This is a genomic window from Cellulomonas sp. P5_C6 (assembly GCF_054049635.1).
On record NZ_JBFULZ010000193.1, the window covers coordinates 1 to 7,681 of the forward strand.

Below are 7,681 nucleotides of genomic sequence, written 5' to 3' on the forward strand. Positions count from 1 at the left end.
GGCCCTGCACGCCGCCGGCGCGAGCGTCGTGCTCGCCGACCTGCGCGACGACGACGCCGCGGCGCTGGCCGCCGAGCTGGGCGGCCGCGCCCTCGCGGCCCACCTCGACGTGACCTCCGAGGAGAGCTGGGCGTCCGTCGTCGCGGGGACGCTCGCCGCCTTCGGCACGGTCGACGTGCTGGTCAACAACGCGGGCATCGCGAACGCGGGCCCGATCGACCACTACCCGAAGGCCAAGTGGGACGCGGTCATCGCCGTGAACCTCACCGGCGTGTTCCTGGGCGCGCAGGCCGTGGTGCCGGCGATGAAGGCAGCGGGTCGGGGCTCGATCATCAACATCTCGTCGGTCGAGGGCATGCGCGGCGGTGCGCACCTGCACGGCTACGTCGCGTCGAAGTTCGGCGTGCGGGGCCTGACCAAGTCGCTCGCGGTCGAGCTGGGACCCGACGGGATCCGCGTCAACTCGGTGCACCCGGGCTTCGTGCAGACGCCGATGACGGCGCGGCTCGACCCCACCGCCGTGCCGATCCCGCTGGGCCGGCCCGCGCTGCCGCAGGACGTCGCGGGCACCGTGGTGTTCCTGGCGAGCGACGACTCCGCCTACACGACGGGCACCGAGCTGGTGGTCGACGGCGGCATGATCGCGGGCATCCCGCACTCCTGAACGACCCGGTCTCAGGCCTGCGCGGGCGCCGTCGAGAACTGGGCCACGAGCTCGCGCTTGAGCACCTTCCCGCTGCCGCCCAGGGGCAGGGCGTCGACCAGGTGCACCACCCGCGGGAACTTGTACGCGGCGACCCGCTCGCGCACGAACGCCACGATCTCGTCGGCGGTCGCGGTGTGCCCGTCGAGGAGCACGACGGCCGCGTGCACCTCCTGGCCGCGAGCCTCGTCGGCGATCCCGAACACCGCCGCGAACGCGATCGCGGGGTGCCGCATCATCACGTCCTCGACCTCGCTCGGGTACACGTTGTAGCCGTTGCGGACGATCATGTCCTTCTTGCGGTCGACGATCGTGATGACGTCGTCGGCGTCCTTGGTACCGAGGTCGCCKGTGCGGAACCACCCGTCGACCACCGCCGCCGCCGACGCCTCGGGGTTGTTGAGGTAGCCCTTGAACAGGGCGTGGCCCCGCACGACGATCTCGCCCAGCTCGCCCAGCGGCAGCGGCACGATGCGGTCGTCGACGTCGGCGTCGGCGATCTCGATGTCGACGCCCCACAGCGGGCGGCCGACGGTGCCGGGCCGGATGGGCTCGCCGACGTAGTTGAACGACACCGCCGGCGACGTCTCGGTCAGCCCGTACCCCTCGTGCACCTCGGCGGAGAACTCGCGCGAGAACGCCTCGAGCACCGCGACCGGCAGTGCGGCACCGCCCGAGACGGCGTACCGCAGGGGCGGCCGCTCGGTGCTGCGGGCGGCCGCCTGCAGCAGCCCGATGTACATCGTCGGCACGGCCGTGAAGACCGTCGCCCGGTGCGTCACCATCTGCGCGAGCGCCTGGTCCGGGTCGAACTTGGGCAGCAGCACGACAGCGGCCCCCACGCGGAACGCCGTGTTCATCACGCAGACCTGGCCGAACGTGTGGAACAGCGGCAGCCCGCCGAACACGATGTCGTCGCGCAACATGTCGAACGTGTCGATGAGGGCCACGTTGACCTGCTCGATGATCGCCATGTGCGAGCCGACCGCGCCCTTGGGCCGGGCCGTGGTGCCGCTGGTGTACAGGATCGTCGCCGCGCTGATCGGGTGCACGGACGCGTACCAGTCGATGGGCTCCGTCGCGGCGGCCTCGTCCTCGAGCCGCGGGAACGGCACCTCCATCCCGTCGGGGACCAGGACCGTGAGCAGCGGGATCTCCAGCGACGCGGCCGCCGGGCCGGCCTCGGCGAGCATCGGGGCCGCGGCCACCAGCAGCCTCGCGCCCGAGTCGCGCAGGACGAAGGCGATCTCCTCGGCCTTGAACAGCAGGTGCACCGGCACGACGACGGCACCCAGTGCGAGGACGCCGTAGTAGACGCGCGCGAAGTCGGGCACGTTGGGGACGATCATCGCGACGCGGTCGCCCGGCCCGATGCCCCGGGCGCGCAGGGCCCCGGCGTAGGCGCGGGTCTGCTCCCACAGCTCGCCGTACCGCACCACCTGGTCCCCCATGAGGAACGCCGTGCGTTCGGGCCGGCTGTGGGCGGTCTCGGCGAGGATCGCCGCGACGGACATGCTCCCGTAGCCCGCTCCGTCGAGGGCTTCGTCGTACGTCATGTCGGATCACTTTCCCTTCGTCGTGTCGAGCTGCGCTCGCCCGAGGGAGGCGAGGTGGACCTCGTCCGGTCCGTCCGCCAGGCGGAGGGCCCGGGCGGCGGCGAACATCTCCGCCAACGGCTGGTCGCCGGACAGGCCGGCGGCGCCGAACAGCTGGATCGCGCGGTCGAGGATCTGCTGCACGGCCCGCGGTACCGCGATCTTGATCGCCTGGATCTCGGTCGTCGCGGCGCGGTTGCCGACCGTGTCCATGAGCCAGGCGGTCTTGAGCACCAGCAGGCGCAGGGCCTCGATCTGGACCCGGGACTCGGCCACCCACTCGCGCACGACGCCCTGGTCGGCCAGCCGCTTCCCGAAGGCGGTGCGCGACGTCGCGCGCTCGACCACCAGCTCCATCGCCCGCTCCGCCATGCCGAGCGCGCGCATGCAATGGTGGACCCGGCCCGGACCCAGCCGCGCCTGCGCGACGGCGAACCCCTCGCCCTCCCCCGCGACGATGCTGGTCACCGGCACGCGCACGTCCTCGAACAGGATCTCCGCGTGACCGCCGTGGTCGCGGTCGTCGTACCCGAAGACCGTCAGCGGACGCACGATCGTCACGCCCGGGGCGTCCCGCGGCACCAGCACCATGCTCTGGCGACGACGACGCTCCGCCGAGGGGTCGGTCGCGCCCATGACCACCAGGAGTGCGCACTCCGGGTTCATCGCGCCGGTCGACCACCACTTGCGGCCCGTGATGACGTACTCGTCGCCGTCCCGCACGATCCGGGTGGCGATCTGCGAGGCGTCCGACGACGCCACGTCGGGCTCGGTCATGCAGAACGCCGACCGGATCTCGGCGTCGAGCAGCGGCTCCAGCCACTGCTCCTTCTGGGCGGGCGTGCCGAACTCGTGCAGGAGCTCCATGTTGCCGGTGTCGGGCGCGGCGCAGTTGAGGGCGACCGGCGCGAGGCGGGGGCTGCGACCCGTCAGCTCGGCGACCGGGGCGTACTGCAGCGTGGTCAGGACGCCCGGCAGGAAGAGGTTCCAGAGCCCGCGCTCCCTCGCCGCGGCCTGCAGGTCGCGCACGACCGGCCGGGTCCCCCACTCGTCGGGCGTCGCGGCCAGCTGGTCCTCGAGCACCGGCTCGGCGGGATGGACGAGCTCGTCGAGGAACCGTCTGGTGCGGGCGACGTGATCGACAGTGACGGCGTCGGGGGCGAAGTCCATCAGCGCGCCCCCGCCAGCCGAGCGAGGCCCTCGTCAGCCAGCGGGGCCACCAGGGCACCGATCTGCTCGAACCCGTCCCCGACCGTCTCGCCCGCGAGGAACCGGACGTGGATGCCCTCCAGGATGACCGCGAGCTTGTAGGCGGCGAAGGCCCGGTACCAGCCGAGCTCCGGGACGCCGGTGCCGAGCCGGGCGCTGTAGGCGTCGACCAGCTCCTCGAACTCCGGGTAGCCGGCGGCGGGGTCGACCGCGCTGGGGACCGCGTCGCTGAGCCGGCGGACGGTCCAGTACAGCCCGAGCATGCCGAGGTCCACCGCGGAGTCGCCGAGGGTCGCCATCTCCCAGTCGAGGATCGCCGTGACGTGCGGCCCCGGGCCTCCCACCAGCGCGTTGTCCAGCCGGTAGTCGCCGTGCACGATGCTGCTGCGCTGCGTCGTCGGCACGCGCTCGGCCAGGCGTTCCTGCAGGTGGTCGAGGCTCTGCACCGGCCGCGAGCGCGAGCCGTCCAGCTGCGTCCGCCATCGCCGGAGCTGCCGGTCGAGGAACCCGTCCGCCCGGCCCAGGTCCGCGAGCGCGACCTGCGACGGGTCGATCGCGTGCAGCTCGGCCAGCAGCGTCGCCAGCTCGAGGCTCACCGCGCGCAGCTGCTCGGGGGTGAAGGCGGCGTTCTGGGCGGGGTCCGCCAGCACGACCCCGTCCACCAGGTCCATCACGTAGAAGACGGTGCCGGTCCCCGCGGTCGGGTCGTCGACCAGCGCGACGGTTCGGGGCACGGGCACCCGCGAGCCCGCCAACGCGGAGAGGACGCGGTGCTCCCGGGCCATGTCGTGCGCCGTGGTCTGCACGTGGCCCAGCGGCGGGCGGCGGACCACCAGCGGCCGGACCCCGCCGTCGACCCGGTAGGTGAGGTTGCTGCGTCCGCCGGCGATGACCCGCGCGGACAACGTCCCCTCGCCCAGCAGGTCGGGGTGCTCGCGGCGCAGCCAGGCCTCGAGCCGCGCGACGTGGAGCCCCGGCGGGTCCGGCATCCGTTCGGTCATCGTCGACCACCTCTCGCGGCGGCATACCGCCCGGTCGGTACGCTACCGGATCCGCTCGCGCGCTTCTCGGCGGTCCCCCGGCGCGGGGAGGTCAGGGGCGCAGCACGAGCTCGAACGCCGCCCGCGCCCGTTCCGCGCTGGGCCGGTCGCCGTTGATCAGGTCGGCGTAGGTGAACGACTCCGAGACGCGGACGAGCAGGTACGCCAGGTCGTGCGGGCTCACCGGGCGCCCGAACGGCTGCTCGCCCAGCTCCTCGCGGACCAGGGCCTCGACCACGGCCACGTAGCGGCGCTGGATCTCGCTGTCCTTCGTCGTGAGCAACCGCAGGGCTCGCGCCGGCTCGCGCTGCAGGAAGCCACGGAAGTAGCCGGCAGTGATGAGGTCCTGGGCGAAGTGCGTGAGCACCCCGGCCACCCGCTCGGCCCCGTGCGACCCGCGCGTCGCCGCCTCCGCCTGCTCGAGCGTGGGGACGGCGAGCGACCAGAGGACCTCGGACAGCAGCACGTCGCGGTTGCCCACCCAGCGGAACAGCGAGGTCCGGTCCACGCCGAGGCTCGCGGCGAGGCGGCCCATGTCGATCCGCGCGCCCTCGATGAACGTCTCGCGGGCCACCCGGAACGCCCGTACGGCCTCCGCGTGCCGGCCGTCCTCGAGCCGTTGCGACAGCCAGGAGGGCGCGACGAGCGTGCCGACGCGGCCGAGCCCGACCGAACGGTCCGCAGCGACGCCGGGGTTCGACATGGCGGCAACCTACTCCTCGCCACCGAGGGGCATGCAACATCTCGGAGAATGATGCAGACTCGGAACGTCATCGGTGCCGATCGACGAGCGGAGCTCCTCGCATGACTGTTGCCCGAAGCGCTGACGCGCCGCAGACCGACCTCTCCCGCGCGCTGCTGACCAGCGACTTCTACTCGTTCCAGGACGTCCTGACGCCGGTCGAGAACGAGCACGTCATGGCGATCCGGGAGTTCCTGGAGACCGAGGTCCGGCCGATCGCCGACGACTGCTGGGAGCGCGCCGAGTTCCCCGTGCACCTGATCCCGCGGGTCGGGGAGCTCGGCCTGCTCGGGCCGATGTGGCCGGAGACGGTCCGGTTCGAGAACAGCGCCGTCTACCGCGGCTGGGTCGCCCTCGAGCTCTCGCGGGTGGACGCCGGCTTCTCGACGTTCATCGGCGTGCAGAACGGGCTGACCATGGGCGCGATCGGCGTCGGCGGCTCGCTCGAGCAGCGCGCCGAACTTCTGCCGCCGATGAGTCGCGGTGAGTTGGTGGGCGCCTTCGGCCTCACCGAGCCCCTGTCCGGCTCCGACACCGCCCGCGGCCTGCGCACCACCGCGCACCGCACCGGCGACACGTGGGTGATCAACGGCGCCAAGCGCTGGATCGGCAACGCCACGTTCRCGGACTTCACCGTCATCTGGGCGCGCGACACCGCCGACGACCAGGTCAAGGGCTTCCTCGTCCGCCGCGGCACCCCCGGGTTCAGCGCGACGAAGATCGAGCGCAAGCAGGCGCTGCGGTCCGTGCAGAACGCCGACATCCTGCTCGACGGGGTCGAGGTGTCCGAGGCGGACCGGCTGCCGAACATCCACTCGTTCCGCGACGTCGCGACCGTGCTCCGGCTGACCCGGGCCGAGGTGGCCTGGCAGGCGGTCGGCGTGGCCATCGGCGCGTACGAGGCCACCGTGGCGTACGCGCTCGCGCGCGAGCAGTTCGGCAAGCCGATCGCGTCGTTCCAGCTGGTGCAGGACAGGCTCGCCCGCTGCCTGGGCAACATCACCGCGAGCATCGCGCTGTGCGTCCGGGCGTCCCAGCTGGGCGACCAGGGCCGGCAGGGCGACGAGCACTCCGCGCTGGCCAAGGCGTACACGACGACCGCGATGCGGGAGACCGTCGCCCTGTGCCGGGAGACGCTCGGCGGCAACGGCATCCAGCTCGACCACGGCGTCGCGCGGTACATGGCCGATGCCGAGGCCGTCTACTCGTTCGAGGGCACCAAGGACATGAACCACCTCATCGTGGGGCGCGCCATCACGGGCATCGCGGCGTTCGTCTGACCGTCCGGACGACGGTCAGGCCGCGACGTAGAGGACCACCGTCTCCGCGATCAGCGCCGGCCTGGCCGCGCCGTCGATCTCGACCGTGACCGTGTAGCCCGCCCGGACGCCCTGCGGCGTCGGTTCGGCCGACCGGACCTCCATCGACGCCCGGACGCGCGACCCGACCGTGACCGGCTGCAGGAACCGGACCCGGTCCAGCCCGTAGTTCACCACCAGCCCGGTCCCGCCGACCTCGACCAGCCCGTCGGTCAGCGACGGGATCAGGGCCAGCGTGAGGTACCCGTGGGCGATGGTCGCGCCGAACGGCCCCTGCGCGGCCCGGTCCGGGTCGACGTGGATCCACTGGTGGTCGTCGCTGGCGTCGGCGAAGGCGTCGATCCGGGCCTGGTCGATCGCGAGCCAGCGCTCGGCGGTGACCGACCGCCCGACGACGTCGACCAGGGCGCCCGGCGACGCGACGGCGATCACGCCTTCGGGCCGCCCGCCACGTACAGGACCTGGCCGTTGACGAAGCTCGCGGCCTCGGAGCAGAAGAACGAGACGGCGTTCGCGATGTCCTCCGGCCGGCCCACCCGCCCCACCGGGATGTCCTTGGCCACCGCCTCGACGAACTGCTCGTACGTCAGGTGCATACGCTCGGCGGTCTGCCGGATCATGTCGGTCGCGATGAAGCCCGGCGCCACGGCGTTCGTCGTGATCCCGAAGCGGCCCAGCTCGATGGCGAGCGCCTTGGTGAACCCCTGCAGCCCGGCCTTGGCGGCCGCGTAGTTGGCCTGCCCGCGGTTGCCCAGCGCCGACGTGCTCGACAGGTTGACGATCCGCCCCCACCCCGCCGCGACCTGGTGCTTCTGCACCTCGCGGCTCATGAGGAACGCGCCGCGCAGGTGCACGGAGACCACCGAGTCCCAGTCGTCCTCGGTCATCTTGAACAGCAGGTTGTCGCGCAGGATCCCGGCGTTGTTCACCAGCACGGTGGGGGCCCCGAGCTCGTCGACGACACGCGCGACGGCGGCCGCGGCGGCGTCGGTGTCGCCGACGTCGGCACCGACCGCCAGCGCGTCACCGCCCGCCGCGCGGATGGCGTCGACGGTCGCGGCGCAGTCCTGCTC

At 72.7% G+C, this 7,681-nt stretch carries 8 protein-coding genes; 2 read left to right on the forward strand and 6 right to left on the reverse strand.

Annotated elements, in window-relative coordinates:
• A partial coding sequence (locus tag ACXJKG_RS17365; RefSeq protein ID WP_456846991.1) for an SDR family NAD(P)-dependent oxidoreductase occupies positions 1-664 on the forward strand: 664 nt, incomplete at its 5' end.
• An 11-nt stretch (positions 665-675) separates the two neighbouring features.
• Here ACXJKG_RS17365 and ACXJKG_RS17370 read toward each other — a convergent pair.
• The 4 genes from ACXJKG_RS17370 to ACXJKG_RS17385 all read right to left on the reverse strand — a co-directional run bounded on the left by ACXJKG_RS17370 (position 676) and on the right by ACXJKG_RS17385 (position 5,250).
• Positions 676-2,259: an AMP-binding protein gene (locus ACXJKG_RS17370; RefSeq protein ID WP_456846992.1), complete on the reverse strand. Its 1,584-nt coding sequence runs from the start codon at positions 2,257-2,259 to the stop codon at positions 676-678.
• A gap of 6 nt (positions 2,260-2,265) precedes the next feature.
• A complete protein-coding gene (locus ACXJKG_RS17375; RefSeq protein ID WP_456846993.1) occupies positions 2,266-3,468 on the reverse strand; it encodes an acyl-CoA dehydrogenase family protein in 1,203 nt (400 codons plus the stop codon).
• On the reverse strand, positions 3,468-4,508 hold the full coding sequence (locus ACXJKG_RS17380) for a phosphotransferase family protein (protein ID WP_456846994.1): 1,041 nt from the start codon (positions 4,506-4,508) through the stop codon (positions 3,468-3,470). Before ACXJKG_RS17380 ends, ACXJKG_RS17375 begins: the two co-directional genes overlap by 1 nt.
• Positions 4,509-4,599: 91 nt before the next feature.
• Complete coding sequence (locus ACXJKG_RS17385) at positions 4,600-5,250, reverse strand: QsdR family transcriptional regulator (RefSeq protein WP_456846995.1); 651 nt, start codon at positions 5,248-5,250, stop codon at positions 4,600-4,602.
• Positions 5,251-5,351: 101 nt separating this feature from the next.
• On the opposite strand from ACXJKG_RS17385, the gene ACXJKG_RS17390 reads away from it, so the two are divergent.
• Complete coding sequence (locus tag ACXJKG_RS17390; protein WP_456846996.1) at positions 5,352-6,569, forward strand: acyl-CoA dehydrogenase family protein; 1,218 nt, start codon at positions 5,352-5,354, stop codon at positions 6,567-6,569.
• Between the two features lie 15 nt (positions 6,570-6,584).
• Here the strand turns inward: ACXJKG_RS17390 and ACXJKG_RS17395 are convergent, their stop codons facing one another.
• Complete coding sequence (locus ACXJKG_RS17395) at positions 6,585-7,040, reverse strand: MaoC family dehydratase (protein WP_456846997.1); 456 nt, start codon at positions 7,038-7,040, stop codon at positions 6,585-6,587.
• Positions 7,037-7,681 (reverse strand): SDR family oxidoreductase (locus tag ACXJKG_RS17400; RefSeq protein ID WP_456846998.1); only part of this gene is annotated, 645 nt, incomplete at its 5' end. The genes ACXJKG_RS17400 and ACXJKG_RS17395, both read right to left, overlap by 4 nt.

Bases quoted from the DNA above. Each gene is read 5' to 3' on its own strand.
- ACXJKG_RS17375 (WP_456846993.1), bottom strand. From the start codon at position 3,468: ATGGACTTCGCCCCCGACGCCGTCACTGTCGATCACGTCGCCCGCACC.
- ACXJKG_RS17380 (WP_456846994.1), bottom strand. From the start codon at position 4,508: ATGACCGAACGGATGCCGGACCCGCCGGGGCTCCACGTCGCGCGGCTC.
- ACXJKG_RS17385 (WP_456846995.1), bottom strand. From the start codon at position 5,250: ATGTCGAACCCCGGCGTCGCTGCGGACCGTTCGGTCGGGCTCGGCCGC.